Genomic DNA, 19,679 nt, shown 5'->3' with positions numbered 1-19,679 from the left:
ATACTTGCGCAATATATTTTATGAACTTAACTTAAAGTGATTGTGTATCAGGTACAAAACTTTTGTCCCTGCAGAACTTGCTTCTTCCAACCATAAAAAGCTTATTACGTTATAAAATAAAACACATTAATTTTTTTGTAAAGCGTCGTATGGCTAAAAATGTTCAGTATGCCGGAGTAAAACCGGAAGCTTTTGATCAGCTAAAAAGTAAATTACAGCAAATGGGGCTGAGCCTAAAGGGTAATAGTGGTAATATCAGTGAAAAAGGAGTATCTGCTAAATATGATTATAATCCAGAGGCGGAGATGCTGGCTATTGATGATTTGAAAGTAGGGTTTCCTGCTAGCATGATGCTAAATTCCGATAGCCTTGTGCAACGGCTGACACAGATAGTAGAGCAACATGGCGGTCGTGCAACAGCATAAATTAACACTTATGTAGCTCTTCCGTATAAGGGGAAAATACTATTTTAACAGAAATTGAAGACAATAACTATGGAAAATAACTCATCAAAAAGCCAAAGCAGTCAGAACAAGAAAGAAAGTTCTGAGGGTGTTCTTACATTACTGCAACCAACTGACATGTCCAGAACAGTAGAGTCTGCTTTGCATGTGTATCAGGGGCGGCATGAAAAATTGCCAGAGCTGATGCAGGATGTTGGGACAATCATTTTAAGAGCTACAAAGAAATTCTCAACAACACAACTTATTTTAGCTGCTGGTGCGTTAACAATTGGTGCTGTACTATTAACTAAATATGGTCCTAATATGGATTTAGATATTGACGCTGCTGCCTAAGGAATAAGATGCTAAAGAAAAAAGCCTTGGTTTCTTAAGAAGCCAGGGCTTTTTTTTGTCTTTCTCCTACATTATGGTACAGGTTTTGATAAGTCTAAAGCTATATATTAATAGGCAATACTTTAAGCCTTGCCTCAACATAATAAAATTTGAAGATGAAAAAGATTAGCTTGATTGCTTTGGTAGTTGTTTTACTGACATTTATGAAAACAAATGCGCAGCAAACAACAAGTATTCCACTTATTCATGTAAATGGGATTGGGGAAGTGCGTGTGCAGCCCGATGAGGTCGTGATAAATTTAGGAGTTGAGACACGGCATCTTAAACTGGAGGAAGCAAGAACCCAAACAGATGCTCAGACAGCTGCTATTCTCAAGTACCTTAAAAAGCAGGGAGTTGATCAAAAAGATGTACAGACCTCTTATGTAAATGTGCAGCCAATCTATAGTGGAGGTGAATATGGAAGAACTACACCTGAGTCTTATATGGCACAGAAAAATATGGTAGTAGTTGTAAAACAATTAAATAATTTTGAAGAAATAATGTCAGGTTTGTACAAAGCTGGTGCCAATCATGTTGATGGAATCAACTTTCGGGTTTCTGATGTCGAAAAGTACAAAGTTGAGGCTAGAAAGAAGGCTGTTGCCAATGCCAAAATGAAAGCTGAATCACTTACTTCAGAGCTAAATGCCAAGCTAGGGCGGGTGTATACTATTAATGAAAGTTCTTATGACAACGGCCCAAGACCTTTGTATACCGAAACTGCTATGATGAAATCTGCTGTGCGGGATGCCGGGAGTGCAACAATTGCAGGAGGAGAAGTAGTTGTAACTTCTAACGTAGACATTAGTTTTGTTATTGAATAAGAACCTGTGTCTTATTAACAATAAAAGGAAGCATTAACGCTTCCTTTTATTGTTAATAATTTTTAGAACTAGCTCCTGATAGACTGATACTTTTCCATCCGCATAAAGTTTCCATCTTCATCAATCAGAAAGCTAAGAGGCTGCTTCGGGTTTTGTAGAATATCTTCTTCCCTGATAGACCACGGCTTCAGCATCTCTTCCAGCATGTGGGCATAGGCTGTCATTTCCCAAGGATTAAATACTTCGTTCGTAACATCATCAATAAGGGTGTCCATAATCAGGTGATCATCTCCTGGCTTAACGGCACGTTCAAAATACTCTGGCACCACACTAAAAATATAAGCAGCATAAAAAACTCGTGCTTTAACTTCTGCTAACTGAATAGGATGCAACTGCTGTCCCTGTACTAAGCGATTTAGCCGGCCAAGCGCTTTAAGGATAATGCCATTATCAAGTAAGGTACAGACAATAGCTACAGAACCAAGCTTAATACTGAAAGCCATGGTAGTCAGTTCATCCTGATACTCAAACGGCAGATCATCTTCTGTTGGGTTTATTTCTGCAATAAAAATTGAACATGGAACAAAATCAGAAAACACCATGGGTACTCTCAGAGACTGCAGCACTTTGTAGAACGAGCGGAACTTGCCCAGCATTTTGGGGTCTTCACTTACAGGGTACTCCGGTGATATAAGCGGGTCTGCTTCTTTTATAAGTTCTGTAACTAAAGTGCCGTAATACATTTTCCCGATCCACTGGAACAGCCGCTGCTCATTTAATTCCTGCATGCCAGCTACGCCTTTCTCGGTTGCAGCTTCCACTTCTTTTTCAAGAGGAATTATGTGGTTTAAATGGCAATGGTCGCAGCAGGGGATGGTTAGTTCACCGAACGTGCTTACGCTCTTATCTAAAAGTAGAAGTTCTTTATTTTTCAGTTGATATTTTTGCTGCATCCATTCCCCAAAAACAGGTGTACGTTGCTCTTTGGTTATAGTAGTGCCACATAAGAAACAGGTAGCATCGCTAAACTGCATCTTCTCAAATGGATCATATAGTTTAAGGTTGGCCATTATTTATATCATGGTTTAAAGCTGCAAAGATAGCTGTGTAAGGCTCTACTTCCGAATTACTGATGTGAAGTTTAAGTGTAATTATTATGTTAAGTAAAAGTTTTTAAAAATTTTCCCTTACGTAGTGCTTAACTTTATCTAACCCTAAAGATTATGAGGTTAAAGAAGGAGAGAGGTATATAAAAAGTTAACAGCAAGCCTGTAAGCCGGGTTCTGTCGCACCCCCTGAGAGAGAGTGCGTCTTATCATTTATCTAGGCCTGCACTCACGCACAGGCTCCATCGACCTACCCACTGACATCGGACGAGCAGCCCTTAGCCCCACTGAAGCGAGGCGCTGTCAGCCTATTTGGTCTTTCAACTCCTAAGGTTTACCCAGCTGGGACGGTCACCCGCCCACTGGTGCGCTCTTACCGCACCTTTTCACCCTTACCTCTCTTGCAAGAGGCGGTAATTTTCTGTGGCACTAGCTGTACCTTTGCCGTTACCGACAAAGGTCCTTCCTGTTAGGAAGTAAGATGCTCTGCGTTGCCCGGACTTTCCTCTCTCCCTAAAGGGACAGCGATAAGATGGCTTGCTGTTAATTTTTTAATGCTGTAAAGGTAACAATCATTTATCAGTAATCATTTCAAAACATGCACAAACATCAGGATGGTTAGATAGTTGTACGTGTTCTTACTATAGTAGCAAGTTGATAAATGCTGCTGTTAATGTATTCTTACCAGTGTAGCTCCATAACCAAATTTTTCTTTGCGGGCATCTTCATAATACTTTATTCCCGGTGTACGGCTAAGGAGTTTCTGGATTTCTTTGCGCAACACACCATTACCTGTCCCATGTATAAATATGATTTCATGCATGTTAGTGGCGATGGCCTTGTCTAAAGCATCTAGGAACTTCTCTAGCTGTAGCTTTAGCATAGCACTATTACTCATGCCGCTATGGTCATTTACCAGCTTCTCAATGTGCAGGTCTACTTCGTGGTCTGGTGCCTGTACTTTTATGTTTTCTTTTGTAGATGCCGTTGCAGGAGCTTCTGAAAGCTGTTCTTTTATCTTGTTCGCATCTACTGCAACAGGTTTAAAATCGAGCTGAAAAAGATAAGCTTCTTTGTTTAACACTGGTGCAGTCTTTTTGCTTTTATAAAAGGAGCTGGCTTTGAATTGCACACGTCTTGTAACAGGCTCAAAAATGTTTGTTATACCATTCCGGTGCTGGATAAACTGCACCAAAAGGCTTGGCCATTTTTCAAATTCCTTTAAATGATAATGGGTGATAACGCGGGTGGCTTTAGGAGCCAGTTTATCGTTTTGCAGGCCTCGGTAATTGCCGTCTCGCTCTTCACCAGAAGTGAAAAGAACATCATAATCAGAATTATTTACTACCGTTACAGCTAACAATTCATCTGATTGATGCACCAGTGCCAGGTAAATCCCTCGTGCTGCTAAAACAGGAGTTGCTGGCTCTTTCTTTTTTACAAACTTTGGCTCCTCATCATTCTTTAAAAACTTTTGTTCTTCTGCGGCAATAACAACTATTTCACGACGAGCCACCGGAATGGTAAAGTCATTATCAATGGCTACTTCTACTATGTTATTATCTAAAATGCGGGTAACAATGCCTTCCTCCCGGCCAGACATCAGGCGCACACGATCTCCTACGTTCATATCTTATTTTGTTCTTACTATACAAAGGTACGAGGTTTTAACTAAACTAGTCAGGCTTAGAATCAGAAGTAGAGGAGGTGGGTTTTAAAGCCATCTTTATTATTGTATTCCAGCGTAGGAGCTGGAAGTTTAAGGATGCTCAATACATACAGCGCCGTTTTCAGTAACTTATTTTTGCCTTTAAAGTGCATCAGGTTTAGGTCTGGGCTGAGGTAGTACTGCCTGTGTGCCTTAAAGCCCTGTGCAATGTTTGCTGCCTCATGGTTATAAACGATCTCATCGGCTCCATATCCCATAGCTATGTTCAGCCATTTGGGATATTTGCTTTCTTCTTTCAGAAAAGCGCTAACGTTTACTGAAAGCCAGTACGTTTGTCCGTTATAGTCTTTAAGCAAACGCTCTGATAAATTATTCCCTAACACATTTGGACGCTCTGCTGCATAGCGTGTAGTATGTCCGGAGAATTTAGGCATAATGCGTATTTCGTTCCACGTCAGTTCCTGTACTATTACTGAAGCCGACCCAACGGTATTTGCCAGCTGATCTCCCCAAGAAGCCCCATATTCTGATTGATATCCATCAAATATTTCGACAGGAGTTTGCATTACAAGACCTAATAAACCTCCATAGATTACTGCTTTTTTGTCTGGTATCCCTGCCCAGCGCAACAAATCTATTCCTGCACGACTTTCATGGAATGAAGTCCATAAGTGCCCGGCTTTGTCCATTTGCATCCATTCTTTATTGTCGTTAAAGAAATGGAAACTAGTGCGTTCATTTTCTTTGTACCAAGCTTTATCCAAAGAAATAAGCATGGCTGCATAACCTGCTGTAAAGCCTGTACCTAGTAAGATTAGCCGTTTGTTATTTATATCTGGTGCTGTAGTCAGTGACGAGTCAGGCTCCACAATAGTAGCTTTGGCTGATAATGTCAGGATCAGGTTAAATAGGATGAAAATAGAAAATGCTTTTACAGTAGGCATACTGCAAAGATAAGCAATCAGGAGAAGCGCTATTCTTATTTCGCATGGTAAAAGCAATTATGATGGAAGAGTTATTTTATAACCTCAGTGTTACAGAGTGTTTGGTTATAGTAGACCAACTCTTTTACAACACATTAGAATACAAAAAAAGAGGATCAGCAGTCCCTGCTTGCCCAGGGGCTGCTGATCAGGAAAGGAAAAGGCACTAAAATTTTAAACGCTTTATTCAACTGTGGTTCCATAATTATAAGAACCTGTTCTTTGACTTTTACGATCAGAGCCTATTTTACGGCTTCTTTCAGTCATTATCAATTCTCGTCCTGATTTTCTTCCTGGTGCTCTTCCAGTGCATGAGCTTCCTGTAGCAGGCTTTCATCCAGTGTCTTGCTGGTTTTTGCTCCCAGCTCTTTTAATATTTCGACACGACGGATTAGATTGCCTTTACCATCGGTGAGTTTGTTCATGGCTGAACTGTAGGAGCTCTGGCTGTTTTCCAGGTGTTTACCAATGGTTTTAAGATCATCTACAAAGCCAACAAACTTGTCGTACAGTTTACCGCTTTCCTCTGCTATTTTTATAACATTTCGATTTTGGTCTTCCTGCCGCCACACACCTGCCACGGTACGTAATGTAGCCAGCAGGGTAGAGGTAGTTACTAGAACTATGTTTCGGTCAAAGGCATCAGTAAATAAATCGTGATCGTGCTGAACGGCCAGGTTAAAGGCTGGTTCAATTGGTATATACATCATCACGAAGTCAGGTGAATTGATACCGTTGAGGCGATGGTAGTTCTTGCGTCCTAAATCGTTAAAGTGCGTTCGAATGGAGTTGATGTGGCTACGCAGGTAAGCTTCCTGTTGGTTATCGTCTTCACAGCTGCAATAAGCTTCATAAGCTACCAGTGATAGTTTAGAATCAATGATCAGATGTTTACTGTCTGGCAAGCGCACGATCACGTCAGGGCGGTAAACTTTGTTATCTTCATTTTGCCTTACTTCTTCCCGCTCATAATGTACGCCTTTTCGCAAGCCTGATTTTTCTAACAGGCTCTCCAGCAAGTACTCTCCCCAATTACCCTGGGTTTTGCTTTCGCCTTTTAAGGCACGAGTCAGGTTTAAGGCATCCTGGCTCATTTGCTGATTTAAGGAGGCTAGCTGTGTAATTTGCTCTTTCAGTGACACGCTTTCTTTCAGCGTTTTCTCATACGTCTGGTCAACTTTAGCTTCAAAATCCTTGATGCGTTCTTTTAATGGAGCCAAGATACGCTCCAGGTTTTCAGATGATGATTTATTAAAATGCTCCGCATTGGTCATCAGGACCTGGTTGGAAATACTCTGAAACTGTTGCAGGAACTTATCCCGTAATTGTTCCAGTTCCAATGCCTGCTCTTTCATTCGCTGGCGCAGGTGATCATAATCGGTTTCTACTTTTGTTAGCGCATTAGTCAGCTCCAGGGTCTCTGTCTGTGCTTCGCGCAACTGAGACTTTAGCTGTTCATTTTCTTCTGCTTTTATTTTGACCTGGCCCTCTAATACCCCCTGTGTTACTAGAGATTGATTTACAGTTTGTTGTAACGTGTTTTGCTTCCCCCGCTGGACCAAAAAGGCTACTACCAAACCACCCAAAAAAGCCGCTATTCCGATAATGATTTCCATAGGGGTAAAGGTAGGACTTTTTATTTTTTTAGCTAAATGCTAATGTAATTAGTTTAAACCGTTTTCGACAAAACAATTTACAAATGAAGAAATATACCTGTTTGTACTGAAATGAGTATTCTGGTACTGCTGCATCAAACGCTCCGTGGCTTTATCTGTCAAAACTTTTGTATGTAGTTTTTACTTAAGAAACGGAGTATGCTTTATTGTGGTCAATCTAAGGCATGACATGAGACATATATGCCAAAGCTTATCAGTAAATTACCCACTGAATGAGCATCAATCAATATGACGCACAGATAAATTATCGTTGTTATTATTCGCTTTCTCTTCTATTTTAACCAGTATCGTGGTGGCTAAATAGTTACTACCTCCGTTACTTACAACGCGCCACCCCATGTTTTCAAGGTTCTTTTTGATGTAACGGTTCAGGAATCCATGAGCTACAAGAACGACTTTGGGTTTTTCCTCTGTAGCTCGGTCTAGTAAGTTTGCTGCTTTTTTTGCCCTTTTTTTGGCATCGGCAAAGCTTTCGACTCCCTTACCTTTTATCCCCAATATCCATTTTATGCGGGCAGTAGTAGTCCAGAACTTGATAGGCAGACGGAATTTAGGAATAAGTTTGCCAATATAGGTTTCAAACTCTCTGAAGTCATGCGATACGTTTATGGCTTCATTGTCTCCGAACAAATACTTAGCTGTAGCACGAGCACGGTTGATGGAACTGGTAAAGATGGCAACTTCATCAGTATTCTTGATGTTAAGAAAAGGCTTATCTGGAACTACTATACCTACACTATCATAGTCTTTTACAAACTGTCTGGCTTCTTTAAAGGAGAACTTGCCATCTTTAAGAAGGTCAGGCTCACCATGCCGCACCAAAGCAATCTGGCGTAGGTTATTGTAGTCAGGGACAACCTCATCTTCGGGGCGTATGAAACGGGTGTCCTGAGCCACGGGAACATCATTGACTTTCACATAGCCAGCCTGTGCATTTAATTCCTTATATTTTTGTGCTATGTTCTCTATCATCTGGTAATTTGGGTTCTTACGCTGGGCACTGGCAGAGAGCGAAGCGAATAAAACTAATATTGTCAGAGATATTTTAACCATATCCTATTAAACTTTGCTTAAGAGGCTATGGTTCAGATTTTTTGTGCAATTTTAAAAGTAAAGTTTATTATTTTAGATGAGGAAATGGCCAGAACAGTTTTTTACAACTTGGTTCTGAGTGACTTTTAATTCAGATATTAGCAGGTTAAATTTATAAAACTAAAAAAAGCGGCTATATCTGCCTCAACAAGTATAGCCGCTTTTAAATCATTGGCTTAATTAAGTGCTAATCTTTCTTTTGTGCTGCAATTACTTTATCATCCTCAAACAGCTTGTTGTTCTTCCAGGATTTAAGTTCTTTCTTCAGTTCTTTCTTCTCCGCTTTGCTGATTTTTTCTGTCAAAAGTTTGTCCAGGTTTGGTTTACCACCATCTACCCAGCAGGTATACCAGAAGTTCGAAACCATTTGAGCTGCATTACTCATTTGCTGCTCTACCATAGGGCCAAGTAGTTCCTGGTACTTCTTTGCAAATTCATCAGAATAGTACTGGCGCATTTTGCCATAACGCTCTACCTGAATAAATTTCGTATCGGAGGTAAAGCTTTTACTTGCTTCACGCTCTAATGTCAGCGTTTGCGGGACAAGGCTATTAGTGTGTCTGACAACTTCCCAGATTGCTTTTTCTGTGTTAGGCAAATACACTGCCTGTTTATTTTGTAGCTTGTACGCCTGCGCATTCATTTCCGGAACCTTTGACTCCCACAGGCTATGCAGGCCCTTTTGTTCGGTTAGCTGTCCATCGTAATTTACTGTAGTATGTAAAGGTACATGGGCATCTGCAATATAGTGGCCAAGGTCTGCTGCATAGAACAATATACTGTCAGCATTTTGAGTTCTAAATGCATTCGTTAGCCGCTCTTTCATCACAACCACGTGCCATGGCACTATTCCATATTTTAATAAGGTGTCAGTGCTGTAACGTGCTGTCGCAGCTTTCCATTCTTCAGGCATGGTATTAACGGCATCTTTACCATATACATCAATGTCAATAAAATGCCGAGGGGCTTCTGCCGGATCTTCATTCCGGCGCTCATCTGGCCTTACAGCTTTTTCTATTAGGTAGTCCTGATGTTTATAGAAGAAGTTTTGCATTTGCTTTGGCAACCCGTAAATAGCCAGCTGATGGATAACTTTATGGCCAAAGAAGCCCCAGCCATAAGACATAACACTGCAAAACAGCAAGACTGTAGCTAAAAGTGATATTTTTTTCATTATAAAACAAAGATTAATCTGGCACAAAAGTAGTGCATCTGAAGGATGTTTGCAGTAATAGTATACAAAGTTATTGTTAAGTTAATGAGGCAGAAAAGGGAAACTGATGCTACAGCTTTTACAAAGTATGCTATGTAGTTCAACCATTTTATGCTACTAAATTAACTTTATATTTTCGCCCTTTAATTTTACATGAGCTAAGTTTAGTTACGATAGCAGTTACCTGCTCTTCTGGAACAGCTACAAAACTTTGGCGGTCCTGTACTTCTATTTTACCTATCTGGTCAGCTTTTAAACCTGCTTCAGCAATTAAGGCACCTACAATATCGCGGGGGCTGATCTTATCTTTTCGCCCGCCACTGATATGTATTGTAGCAAAAGCTGGAGCAGACTTAACTGGTGGTTTGGCATCCGTTTCCTTTATATTTTTAGCAGAGAGCCACTCGTCCATACGAACCTGTTCCCAGTCCCGAAGTTGTTGTTCATCTCTGGATGAGGCCAGAGTGTAGACCATACCACTTTTGCCTGCGCGCCCTGTGCGACCACTACGGTGCAGGTAAGCGGCTGCATCGTCGGGTAACTCGTAATGTACAATAGTGGTTAGTGCCGCAATATCCAGTCCGCGGGCAGCAAGATCTGTTGCTACCAGAATGGCTGTGGTTTTATTACGGAAAAGGGTCATGGTTTTATCACGATCAGGTTGTTCCATTCCTCCATGAAGCGGTTTAGCAGCCAAGCCCTGTGCCTGTAAATGTGCTGCCAATTTATCGGCTTCAGCACGTGTGTTACAAAAAACAACAGTTCCTGCATAAGGTATGCTTTTTAGTAAACTCGTCACCACCGGCTGTCTTTCGTTATGATCAACTTTCACGCCCACTAGCCTTACCTTATCTGGAATGGCATTGGCAGAGGCTTTAACAAAAGTGGGATTTTTAAGGGAGTTTGCTATCAATTCTTTTACTTCGTCTGGCATAGTGGCAGAAAAAAGTACTGTCTGCTTCTTGCGCGGTAAGGCACCTAATATCTGGTCTAGCTCCTCTTGAAATCCCATTTCCAGTAGTTTATCTGCTTCGTCCAGAACAATTAGTGCGGTATTGGTTAACTCAAGTGTTCTGCGGTTAAGATGATCAGTCAGGCGACCGGGAGTGCCTACTAAAACCTGTGGTGGGTGTGCCAGGGAAGCACGTTCCTGAGAGAATGCATGTCCTCCGTAAAAAGCACTTATTTTAAGGTTCGGGGTAATAAGCTTGGCAAATAATTTCAATTCCTGGCGTACCTGTACAGCTAGCTCACGGGTAGGTACTATAACAAGAGCCTGTACCTGTTGCTGTTCAGGGTCAACTTTATTTAACAGCGGCAAGCCATATGCAGCTGTTTTACCGCTGCCGGTTTCTGCCTGTCCTACCACATCGTGCCCTTGCAGGAGCAATGGAATGGCATCAGCCTGAATAGGAGTAGGAGTGGTATATTTTAATTCCTGTAGGCCTTGTACCAGGGCAGGCTTTAGGTTTAGATTTTTGAAAGTGGTCATGTTACGATTTATAGTGCAAAGGTACTTAAAAAGGAGACGCTATGTGTTACACGTTACTAATTGGCAAAAGATGTTTACTCTTTCATCATTACTACTGCTTTTGTCTTCACTTCTGATGCTTAAATATATCTTATAACCTATAAAAGCAGTAATAGAAAATATGAGCAAAAAAATAAATCAGATTAAGAAGCTAACTTGGATACTCCTGTTCCTTATACTAAGTGTATATGTGCTGGTGCAGGCAAGGGAGTTTTTATATCCTATTTTTATGGCTGTGCTTTTTGCCTATCTGCTGTACCCGGTAGTAAAGAAGTTGGAGGAATGGGGAGTGCCAAGAATTATTGCCAACTTTGTTACCATTATTACAGCTATGGCCGTTGTAGTAGGGTTGTTGACTATGCTCTACAAGCAATTGGCCACGTTCCTCGACGATTTTCCGGGCTTACAGCAACAGGCTTTAAGTAACCTGGACAGGTTACAGGAGGTAATTGACAGAAAGTTTGGCGATTCCAGTCCTGATAATGAACACTGGTTACGAGCGCAGGTAGATAATGCCCTGGAATTTAGCGGAAGTGTTCTAAGGGACGTTTTGTTCGCTACTACAGGTACAATAACTAAGTTTGCCTTAATGCCTGTTTATGTCTTCCTGATGCTGTATTATCGAAACAAGTTTGAGAATTTTCTGCTTCGTTTGCTACCTTCATATAGGCACTCTACAGCTGCAAAAATCATCAGCGAAATTTCAGATGTAACCAAGCATTATATGGGAGGTGTGGTTATTGTTATTCTAATACTATGTGTGATCAATTCTACAGGATTACTGCTGATAGGAGTACAATATGCTATCTTATTAGGTGTTGTCTCAGCCTTTATAAATTTCATACCTTATTTTGGTACGCTCATAGGTGGGACCATCCCTCTGTTATACACGCTAACTGTGCAGGGTGATCCTCATAAAGCACTTTTAGTGGTTGTCCTTTTCTTGGCAGTTCAGTTTACGGAAAATAATATACTGACGCCCAACATAACTGGTAGTAAAGTTAATATTAACCCTATGTTTACTATACTTAGTATTATTATAGGAGGGATGATATGGGGATTACCAGGCATGTTTGTGGCAGTACCCTTCCTGGGCATGTTTAAAATTTACTGCGATCACCATAGCCGTTTAAGTGCTTACTCTTTTCTTTTGGGAACAGAAGGCACAGAGGAACATGCATTAACGTTAAGTAAAGTAAAAGATTTATTCAGTTCTGGTACGAAAGATAAACGATCTTAGACTTTATAGATATGGTAACAGACTTAATCTTGTCTCTAGTAAGTTTTTATCTCTTTATGATCAATAGACATAATAGCTAATATTTATTACATTTAATACTTATTCACTTGAACCAACCAGATAAAATAGATACTTTAAAACTGGAAGTGTGGCTTAGAGGGCCTTTGCCTGATATGCCTCCCTTACTTCAGCCTGTTGCGCATGCGCTGCTTCAGGCTCGTGAAGAGGTAAATGCTCTTATGAAGGATTTCCCTGAAGAGTTGCTTTGGGAGAAACCTTCAGGAGTTGCCTCTGTTGGTTTCCACCTGCAGCATTTAACGGGTGTACTGGATCGTTTATTTACCTACGCCCGTAAAGAACCCTTAACAGAAAGGCAGCTTGCAGGTCTTGCTGCCGAAGGAAAAGCCTCTGAGACTAGTGCAGGCGTTAAAGAACTGCTGGAGATTTTCAATAAGCAGGTTGACCTGGCGCTGGAGCAATTACGCATGACTGATTCAGCTACATTAACAGAGGTTCGTGGTGTAGGCCGGGCACAAGTGCCATCTACAGTTATAGGTTTGCTTGTACATGCTGCCGAGCATACGACCCGCCATGTAGGGCAGTTGCTTGTAACATCTAAAATTGTATAATTTACGTCATAAACTGAGCAAGCTGTACCACTTTTGATTCAGTACAATAACCCTCAAGATGTTATTTTATAAAAGAAATGCCTGCTGTTTATAGCAGGCATTTCTTTTATAAAACAGTAGATTAATTTCTGCGTGGAGGGCCACCCGGGAAGCTGCCGCGCTCTTGTGGTTGTAAATCTTCAGGTAGCTTGCCCCCGAAGTTGCGAATGTTATAAGTGAACGTTAGCATGAAGTAGCGCTGTAGAATGTTTGTCTGCACATCCTCAATATAGCTGGACTGTACATTACGCTGAACGCTTGTATTCTGGTTTAGCAGGTCATTAACACTTAAGCTTACCTCACCTTTCTGATTCTTAAATATTTTTTTGCTGATACTCATGTTCCATATCAGGAAGTTATTGTCAACTCCTTCCGACAAACCGGAATTGAACTGGTGATTAAGCTCCGTACGATATACGAGTCCTTTCCAGAAAATCCAGTTATACCTGAGGTTGGTGTTCTGGTTGAAGTAGTTGTTGTTTTGTTGGGTCAGAAGAGTATTCTGAACTACATTATATCTGGATCTTGTGGAGAAGTTAAAATCAATTTTCTCGCTGATGTTACTACTAAGCGAAATACCTAATCCAAAGTCCAGGTTGTTAGCATAGTTTACCTCATTGCTTGTGGTTTCTTCGTTGTTTATTAAACCCGGTATTCTGGAATAGCCAAAGCCACCGTTAACACTAAAGTTAGAGCTTATAAAGTTTACCGGACGACCAAAGTTGAAGAATGACCTGATGTTCCAGTATCCGTCCAGGTTAACTGGTTGCGTAAATCTTGCTCCGTCGCCCAGCACAATCTCATCACTTAATCTTAGTGAGTCCTCTACAATAAATGTGCTGTTTGATATGTAGTTCTGCACAAAGGAGCCCATCAGGAAAGCAAAGAAAACCTTATTCGTTTCCCGATCGAAGTTTCGGTAACGCATTCTTAACCTATTCTCATAAGATTGCTGCAGATTGGGATTACCGGTACTTACACGCAGGGGGTTAGAGTAGTCAATCACATCCTGTAGCTGTCCTACTGAAGGGGCATCTGTATCGGCCCGATAATCAAAAAAGAGGCTTCTTGTTTCAGAAAACTTATATTCCAGCTGGGCTGATGGCAGTATACTATTAAAAGTACGACTTAAATTGTACTCTCGTGGGAACTCCTGGTCGTTATCTAATGTAGCCTGCTGGTACTCCAGTTCTGTTTGAAAACGAATATTACCATTGTTGTACTGGTAACCAAGCTCTACTTCCTGTGTTAGATAATCACTTTTAAAGGTGTTACTAAGCAGCGTATCTAAGGAATTATAAGCTTGCGTCTGTTCTAAATAATTATAAGTACGTCTGTCAGAATCGTCAAACCTGTTACCAATTTCATACTCTAGCTGAAGCTGGCTGTAAGTACCAATAGGCTCTGCGTAAGAAAAGTTAGCTTCCCAAGAGTAGCCTTGCCCGTCGGTGTTGGTGTACTGGTTAAGCTCCTGTACACTATCTTGCTCCGTATAAAAAATGTTTCTGGCTACGCGGTACCTGTCGCCATTGTTGGCATTATAACTGGTAGTTAAGCGGGTAGAGAAAACGCGCCTTTCTTTACTAAACTTGTGACTATAAAATAAATTGTTATTGAAATTATAAGAGGCGTTTTCAGAGTCGTTTGTTGTTTCAGACTCGTTTATCGGGCCCTCAGCATCAAAAGTTCGGCCAAACATATAAGAGAAATCATCCCGTTTCTGAATAGAGAAGTTTGGTGTGATTAGTAGCCTGTTATTATCATCAATGTTATAATCGAGGCGCATGTTAAACCGGTGCGTGTTTTCTATATTGGTGCTGTAGTTGTTCTCATTGTATACCTGACCTTCCGGACGCACAAAGTTCTGAATGATAGTTTGTGTCTGGTCATATTTGCGGTTTGTGAAAGAATAGTTACCACTGGCTTCGATCTTCTTGCCCCACATATCGCTGTAGTTGAGGCCCAATGTGTTTGTAGATATAATGCCGTTAGGAGTGCCACCGCCCCAGCCGCCTCTGCGGCCTCTCATGCCACCTCCGGGAGTCTCGCCCACAGAAAAGTCCAACATGTTAATGTTATTCGTAAGGCCCGTTACGGTAAACCGTGTTTCATCATTAAAGAAGTTTACGGCAGCACCTACCATATATCTATCATCTGTTCCATAGCCTGCAGAGGTTTTCCCGAACTGGCCGGTTCTGCGATCTGGTTTCGTGACAATGTTGATTGTCTTTTCGCGATTGCCATCGTCAAAACCACTCATTTGAGATTGGTCGCTTCTTCTGTCGAATATCTGGACATTATCTATTATTTCAGCTGGCAGGTTACGTAAAGCAGCGTCCGCTTCCTCACCAAAAAAACGCTTCCCGTCAACAAACACTTGCTTTACATCTTCGCCCTGTGCCTGTATTTTACCATCCTGTATTGTTATGCCAGGCATTTTAGTAACAAGGTCTTCGGCGCTGGCATCGGGAGCAGTTTTAAATGCTCCTGCATTGTATTGGGCTGTGTCTCCTTTCTGATCTCCTAGAGGCACGCGCCCTACAATCTGCACTTCTTTAATGGTGGTAGACTCCTCTTGTATAGACAAGGAGCCTAAATTAACAGGACTTTGCTGTACCTGAAACGTTCTGGTAAAGGGTTGAAAGCCTAGATAGTTTACCCGTACAGTATACTGCCCTGGCTGTACACGTTCGAACCGGAACCGACCATCTGTATCAGTTACAGTAGCAGTGGTGTTAGCAGATTGTTCTAAAATAACAGTAGCACCCGGCAACGCTGTTGAGTCACTGGTACTTTGTACAGTACCAGAAACAGCAACTCCCTGCGCATATGCCTGGCAAGCACTAATAATTAAGGTAAAAATGAGTAAAGCGTTTTTCATTAATTAAAAGAATTGTGCGGTTTGTGTTTAGTAAGAGCGTTTCAGATTGAAAAGGTTTAACTGACAAAGCAGAATATTTTTTATTACCCATTTACAGCCACCTTTGTTATACCTTATTGCAATGCATAACAATAACAGTATTAAGCTGTTGTTGTGTCTGAGTTAAGGTTAAGCCAAGGAAGCAGACTAGCTCAAGAACGATAATAAGGTGTTATTATAAATAAAAGAGATACTGTTCGGAAGCAGGCTCTATTTATCAAATTAAAGTGTTTAATTTCTTGGTAGAGGACCATGCGGGAAGCCCCCTCGGTTTGAGGCTCCATCAATGGCTTTATATGAAGGAAAGATGATTTATTTTGTACGTGGTAAGTTACTTAGAACCTAAAGGGGTATTAAGAGCATGATTAAAAGCTGTATGGTGTAAAATTCCATGCAGTGTTGATGCAACTTTATTCAACAAATTATGGTCCTTTAAAGGAGAGACATTCTCTACTCAATTTTTGATTCTGCTGCCGCTGTGTATCTCTATAGTGTTATTACATCTTTCTTTAAGCTACGTGTTATTCGACCGATGCTTAACCTGCTAAAGCAGGGAATGACTCCTCGAAAGTTGGCTGCTACACTGGCAGTTGGCTCTGTAGTCGGGGTTATACCTGCTATAGGAGTAACTACTATATTAAGTACAGCAGTAGCGACCCGCTTTAGGCTAAATATTGCCGCAACAGTTTTAGTTAGTTACCTGGTACAGCCACTGCAAATTTTTTTGGCTATTCCTTTTATTAAGGCTGGTATTTTTATTTTTGGGCTTTCTGAACTAAGTTTTACGCTAGATGAGATAATAGCCATGTTTAAGGTGGACTGGCTAGCTGCTCTTAACAAACTCTGGATTGCAAACCTTACAGGTATAGCTGCCTGGGGTATAATGGCAGTTCCTACCGGAGGTATATTATACCTTATAATCTTGCCTTTATTTAAGCAGGTGCTGCCAACACAGAAAGAAGTGCAGATATAGCGAACGTTTTTTCTGTAGTAGGGGATGGCAGTTAATATTTTATTCTCTTAACTTGATGTAGTTTTTACCAAGTACAAGTGCCTGAAGCATCTGAAACAGATATATATAAACAAGAGAGCTGGCTTCATGTAAGCCAGTTCTCTTGTTTTTTATCCTAAACAATAAAATCAGGATGTCTCCAGAATCTGGAACAGCTCGTCAAGTTTTGGTGTAAGAATAATTTCTGTACGGCGGTTTTTCTGCCTGGCTTCTTTTGTCTTTGCCTCATCCAGTGGAACATATTTAGAGCGGCCAGATGGAGTGACACGTACCGGATCTACACCTGCAGTAGTCAGAATACGCGTAATTTCAGTAGCTCGTAATACGCTAAGGTCCCAGTTGTCCTGCATTCCTGCTGTACCTCTGGCAATAGGCACATCGTCCGTATGGCCCTCCACCAGTACATTAACGTCCTGTTGCTCTTTTAATACGCTAGCCAGTTTTTTCAGCGCATCCACTCCTTTAGGGTCTACTTTAGTGGAGCCGGAGTTAAATAACAGCTGCTCTGCCAGCGATACGTATACTTTGCCGTTTCGTACATCTATCGTTAAATCTTTATCATTAAAGCCAAGTAAAGCATCGCTTACTCTGCGACGCAGGTTAGCAACGGCTTGATCTTTTTCATCCAGAATACGTTGTAGCTCAGCAAGACGCTCTTCACGGGCTTTCAGGTCAGCATTAAGCCTTTCTATCTGAGACTTGCTCATGTTCAGATTCTCTCCCAGAGTTTTTCCTTCTTTCAGCGCCTGTTGCAAACTTCGTTGATACTCTGCTTTTTCCTGTTCTAACTGTGCTCGTTCCTGCTCAAGCTCCGCTTTTTGTGATTCCAGCAATGCTTTTTGCTGTTCCAAAGTAGTTTTATGCTGCAGCAAACCTGATTTATCGGTTTCAAGAGCATTTTTGCGAGCCATCAGGTCATCGTACTTTTTCTTTGATACAACGCACGATGAAAGAGACATACTTCCTGCAAGCAGAAAGATTGAGGCTCTAAAAAGATTTTTTTTCATATCCTTAAAAAAACTTATTACTAGGGTGATAGAACAAATATAGTAAATAATGAATAGCTTGAAAGGTTATGTCTTACATTTTATAGGTGGGATTTACGTGGAATCCTTTACTTATAAAGAGTCTTGAATTTTAAAGTATTATTCACTTCTAGCGCATGCAGTTCAAGTATATTTAAGGAACAAAAGTAGAGGAGGAGGAGCTCCTTAAAGCTGGCTTACCTATAACAAGTGTTGATTTTAAACTAGTTTTGTGGCTTGTACCAATAAAAAAGCCCCTGCATTGCAGGGGCTAAAAAGGTGTTCTAATAAAATGTTTTATCAATTAGTTTGGGTTGAGCTGGTGGTTCCTGTACCAGTGTTTGAGTTGAAGAATCCTTGCGGGTCAGGCATAGCAGCCAGAAGTTCTGTTAGATAAACATAATCGAAAGAGGCCATGTTTAACTGGCGGCCTTTATGCAGGTAATCCCAGGCGTCAGCATATTTCTTCTCATAGAACTTAATTTTAGAGAAGTTATATAAAGCATAAGCATTTGTAGAATCAGCAGCTATAGACTTGGTTAAATAGCTGTTCGCTTGCTTTAATAATTTTTTCTTTTTGTTCGCAGTATAAAGGGTAAGGTAAGAAGTGCCTAAGTCTGAGAGCAGAAGAGAATTATTTGCATCGTACTTTAAAGCTCTTTCATATAAGTTTATTGCTTCTTCTACTTGCCCTTTACTTGCTGTTACCAATCCAAAGGCCCAGTAGGTGTCTTTATTATCAGGATTCAGAAGCCATGCTAGGTTAAAGCGATACATGGCTGTATCAACCTGACCTTCATTGTAGTACTCCCAGCCACGCTCCATAAAAAATTTACTGGCTTCCGTACGATTAATGAAGTTTTTGTCGCAACTGGTAAGGAACGTTTCATCTTTACGCTGTTCAGCATCTGACTTTGCTTTGTTGCCAAACATGGGTAACACCAGGTAGCTCGGCTCTGGCTGTTGCTGGGCAGCTTGCTCTTGTGCAAAACTGAAAGTAGTGGCAAAAACAAAGGCCACCATTGCTAATACTAATTTCTTCATCATAAAGGCTGTGTAGCTATAAAGTCTGTGTCTTCTAATATTAAGACAACCTAAAAATATAGTAAATAGTGCAATCTTACAACCCTATTGTACATACAGCCCCTCCGGATCATTCTGTTTTTCCAGCAAAGCAGAAATAAAAGTTTCATCGGCTACATTCTTGTCCTGCTGAATGCTCTGGTGTAGGTAAGCCCTGGCTTGCTGAAACTCCCGGAGATAATAACAGTTCACGGCCAGTTTATATGAAGCCTCAGCATTATCTGGTTCCACCTTCACAGCCTCTTCCAATAACTTTTTGCTCTGTAGCAGGTCTTCCAGATCACTTAGCTCATAAAACCGACCAAGGTGGCTGGTGGCTATGTCTGTTAAAAGGCGAGAATTCTCTTTATCTGACTCTAATGCCCTGTAAAGTATAAATAATGCTTTGTCATACTCCTTTTGCTGTCCGTACACTAATCCGTATCCCCAGTAAATATCGTTATTGGTACTATCCATCAGCCAGGCACGACCGAATAAATAACTTGCTGAGTCTAAATTTTCTTCATTGAAAGTACGTTTAGCCTGCGCTACATAATAAGCTGCCGCTAATTGGCGGCTCTTGAAGCGATTTTCGTTTTCTTCTAAAAAATTTTCCTGTTGCTCTCTTGCTTCTAAAGTAGAAGGCGCTTTAACTGGTATTACGTCAGCCATTGTTAAAGTTGTTCTTTCAGGAGATGTTTGATTTTCCATTGCAACATTTTGTGTGTTGCAGGCACTTAAACTTATGGCAATAATTCCGGCTGCCACTATCCATTTATGCATGCTGTATTGCTTTGTTTTAGGAGTTCTAACGCCTCC

General features: G+C 40.9%; 17 protein-coding genes and 1 other RNA gene. 6 read left to right on the top strand and 12 right to left on the bottom strand.

Annotated features, from left to right (window positions below; genetic code table 11):
• Positions 1 to 149 precede the first annotated feature (149 nt).
• The 3 genes from LN995_RS13480 to LN995_RS13470 all read left to right on the top strand — a co-directional run bounded on the left by LN995_RS13480 (position 150) and on the right by LN995_RS13470 (position 1,663).
• Complete coding sequence (locus LN995_RS13480) at positions 150 to 425, top strand: hypothetical protein (protein ID WP_229961608.1); 276 nt, start codon at positions 150 to 152, stop codon at positions 423 to 425.
• Positions 426 to 494: 69 nt separating this feature from the next.
• Positions 495 to 797, top strand: coding sequence for a hypothetical protein (locus LN995_RS13475; RefSeq protein ID WP_229961607.1), 303 nt, complete (start codon positions 495 to 497; stop codon positions 795 to 797).
• A gap of 155 nt (positions 798 to 952) precedes the next feature.
• Positions 953 to 1,663 carry an SIMPL domain-containing protein gene (locus LN995_RS13470; protein ID WP_229961606.1) on the top strand — a complete coding sequence of 237 codons (711 nt, stop codon included), beginning with the start codon at positions 953 to 955 and terminating at the stop codon, positions 1,661 to 1,663.
• Between the two features lie 68 nt (positions 1,664 to 1,731).
• Here the strand turns inward: LN995_RS13470 and LN995_RS13465 are convergent, their stop codons facing one another.
• From LN995_RS13465 to LN995_RS13430, 8 genes are all read right to left on the bottom strand, one after another.
• Positions 1,732 to 2,733, bottom strand: coding sequence for a hypothetical protein (locus tag LN995_RS13465; RefSeq protein ID WP_229961605.1), 1,002 nt, complete (start codon positions 2,731 to 2,733; stop codon positions 1,732 to 1,734).
• Positions 2,734 to 2,919: 186 nt separating this feature from the next.
• An RNA gene (gene rnpB / locus LN995_RS13460) (RNase P RNA component class A) lies at positions 2,920 to 3,313 on the bottom strand.
• A 126-nt stretch (positions 3,314 to 3,439) separates the two neighbouring features.
• A complete protein-coding gene (locus LN995_RS13455; RefSeq protein WP_229961604.1) occupies positions 3,440 to 4,399 on the bottom strand; it encodes a Smr/MutS family protein in 960 nt (319 codons plus the stop codon).
• Between the two features lie 62 nt (positions 4,400 to 4,461).
• Complete coding sequence (locus tag LN995_RS13450) at positions 4,462 to 5,382, bottom strand: DUF2279 domain-containing protein (RefSeq protein WP_229961603.1); 921 nt, start codon at positions 5,380 to 5,382, stop codon at positions 4,462 to 4,464.
• Between the two features lie 308 nt (positions 5,383 to 5,690).
• Positions 5,691 to 7,037, bottom strand: coding sequence for a DNA recombination protein RmuC (rmuC, locus tag LN995_RS13445; RefSeq protein ID WP_229961602.1), 1,347 nt, complete (start codon positions 7,035 to 7,037; stop codon positions 5,691 to 5,693).
• Between the two features lie 279 nt (positions 7,038 to 7,316).
• Positions 7,317 to 8,150 carry a phosphoglycerate mutase family protein gene (locus tag LN995_RS13440; RefSeq protein ID WP_229961601.1) on the bottom strand — a complete coding sequence of 278 codons (834 nt, stop codon included), beginning with the start codon at positions 8,148 to 8,150 and terminating at the stop codon, positions 7,317 to 7,319.
• Between the two features lie 226 nt (positions 8,151 to 8,376).
• Positions 8,377 to 9,363 carry a zinc dependent phospholipase C family protein gene (locus LN995_RS13435; RefSeq protein WP_229961600.1) on the bottom strand — a complete coding sequence of 329 codons (987 nt, stop codon included), beginning with the start codon at positions 9,361 to 9,363 and terminating at the stop codon, positions 8,377 to 8,379.
• 148 nt (positions 9,364 to 9,511) lie between these two features.
• Positions 9,512 to 10,894, bottom strand: coding sequence for a DEAD/DEAH box helicase (locus LN995_RS13430; RefSeq protein ID WP_229961599.1), 1,383 nt, complete (start codon positions 10,892 to 10,894; stop codon positions 9,512 to 9,514).
• A 160-nt stretch (positions 10,895 to 11,054) separates the two neighbouring features.
• Here LN995_RS13430 and LN995_RS13425 point away from each other — a divergent pair, with 160 nt between their 5' ends.
• Both LN995_RS13425 and LN995_RS13420 read left to right on the top strand, forming a co-directional pair.
• On the top strand, positions 11,055 to 12,173 hold the full coding sequence (locus LN995_RS13425; protein ID WP_229961598.1) for an AI-2E family transporter: 1,119 nt from the start codon (positions 11,055 to 11,057) through the stop codon (positions 12,171 to 12,173).
• A gap of 173 nt (positions 12,174 to 12,346) precedes the next feature.
• Positions 12,347 to 12,802, top strand: a complete 456-nt coding sequence (locus LN995_RS13420; RefSeq protein ID WP_229961609.1) for a DinB family protein — start codon at positions 12,347 to 12,349, stop codon at positions 12,800 to 12,802.
• A 121-nt stretch (positions 12,803 to 12,923) separates the two neighbouring features.
• Here LN995_RS13420 and LN995_RS13415 read toward each other — a convergent pair whose 3' ends face one another.
• Entirely contained in the window at positions 12,924 to 15,722 is a 2,799-nt protein-coding gene (locus LN995_RS13415) for a TonB-dependent receptor (RefSeq protein WP_229961597.1), read from the bottom strand.
• A gap of 571 nt (positions 15,723 to 16,293) precedes the next feature.
• Between LN995_RS13415 and LN995_RS13410 the strand changes: the two genes are divergently transcribed.
• Complete coding sequence (locus LN995_RS13410; RefSeq protein ID WP_262910488.1) at positions 16,294 to 16,734, top strand: DUF2062 domain-containing protein; 441 nt, start codon at positions 16,294 to 16,296, stop codon at positions 16,732 to 16,734.
• Between the two features lie 167 nt (positions 16,735 to 16,901).
• On the opposite strand, the gene LN995_RS13405 is transcribed toward LN995_RS13410, so the two are convergent.
• The 3 genes from LN995_RS13405 to LN995_RS13395 all read right to left on the bottom strand — a co-directional run bounded on the left by LN995_RS13405 (position 16,902) and on the right by LN995_RS13395 (position 19,643).
• A complete protein-coding gene (locus LN995_RS13405) occupies positions 16,902 to 17,780 on the bottom strand; it encodes an OmpA family protein (RefSeq protein ID WP_229961595.1) in 879 nt (292 codons plus the stop codon).
• A gap of 318 nt (positions 17,781 to 18,098) precedes the next feature.
• Positions 18,099 to 18,845 (bottom strand): tetratricopeptide repeat protein, encoded by a 747-nt coding sequence (locus LN995_RS13400; RefSeq protein ID WP_229961594.1) that lies wholly within the window; start codon positions 18,843 to 18,845, stop codon positions 18,099 to 18,101.
• Between the two features lie 81 nt (positions 18,846 to 18,926).
• A complete protein-coding gene (locus LN995_RS13395; protein WP_229961593.1) occupies positions 18,927 to 19,643 on the bottom strand; it encodes a tetratricopeptide repeat protein in 717 nt (238 codons plus the stop codon).
• Positions 19,644 to 19,679 lie beyond the last annotated feature (36 nt).

Origin of the sequence: Pontibacter silvestris (assembly GCF_020907275.1) — a bacterium.
Classification (GTDB): domain Bacteria; phylum Bacteroidota; class Bacteroidia; order Cytophagales; family Hymenobacteraceae; genus Pontibacter; species Pontibacter silvestris.
Note: the sequence above shows the minus strand (reverse complement) of the source record. Positions and strands in the feature narration are given on the sequence as shown.